The sequence below is a fragment of the Planktothrix paucivesiculata PCC 9631 genome (genome assembly GCF_900009265.2).
GTDB lineage: Bacteria > Cyanobacteriota > Cyanobacteriia > Cyanobacteriales > Microcoleaceae > Planktothrix > Planktothrix paucivesiculata.
This window is the reverse complement of record NZ_LR735104.1, coordinates 1-810: the sequence shown is the minus strand read 5'-3', so window position 1 is coordinate 810 and position 810 is coordinate 1. Positions and strand designations below refer to the sequence as shown.

General features: G+C 45.7%; 1 protein-coding gene. It reads right to left on the bottom strand.

Annotated features, from left to right (window positions below; translation table 11 throughout):
* Positions 1–345 precede the first annotated feature (345 nt).
* Positions 346–690 (bottom strand): RNA recognition motif domain-containing protein, encoded by a 345-nt coding sequence (locus PL9631_RS25750; RefSeq protein ID WP_083624825.1) that lies wholly within the window; start codon positions 688–690, stop codon positions 346–348.
* Between the last annotated feature and the right edge of the window lie 120 nt (positions 691–810).

Genomic DNA, 810 nt, shown 5'->3' with positions numbered 1-810 from the left:
AGAAGCCTGTCCAAACCAAACGGGAAATGCCCATCAAGACTACAAACAAAAGCTACAACCGAATTTTACTCTCATTAATTACTTTAGCATAACCTATGAAACAAGCGTTTATTTGGTTCTGCACGGCCTGGGGTTAGGTTGTAAATCTAACTGTTACCAAGCCCTTTAGTTGAACGGTTTCGCCATCTTTAAGGGAGTTGAACCCGTTCAACATTACCATACTATTTGAGTTCCTTCCCATGGTTAGAACCCAAAAGCTCAGGTATGGCAACCTAAGCCCTCCTATGGATATCAAATCGAGGAAATCCTCGGAGTCCATACCCATCGAAGGAGTCAAAAAGCTACTTAGTAGCGACCACCGCCGCCACGATTACCACCGCCGCCGCGATTACCACCGCCGCCGCCACCACCATAGGAGGAGCGACCGCCGCCACTGCCACCGGTATTTTCACGGGGTTTGGCTTTATTAACTTTCATGTTCCGACCCATCCATTCGGCTCCATCAAGCTCGTCAATAGCTTTATCTTCTTCTGTTTCAGCGTCCATTTCCACAAAAGCAAAGCCCCGCACTTTACCAGTTTCGCGATCTTTAGGAAGTTGAACCCGCTTTACGTTACCGTATTCCGCAAAAACACTGCTTAGATCTTCTTCGGTGACATCATAAGAAAGATTGCCGACATAAATAGACATAGGGTATCTCCAAAATCAAAATATTGCGGAGGTTAGAATTTCGGAGAGAAGCCTGTCCAAACCAAACGGGAAATGCCCATCAAGACTACAAACAAAAGCTACAACCGAATTTTACTCTCA

Coding starts and splice junctions, on each gene's coding strand:
- PL9631_RS25750 (WP_083624825.1), bottom strand. CDS start 690: ATGTCTATTTATGTCGGCAATCTTTCTTATGATGTCACCGAAGAAGAT.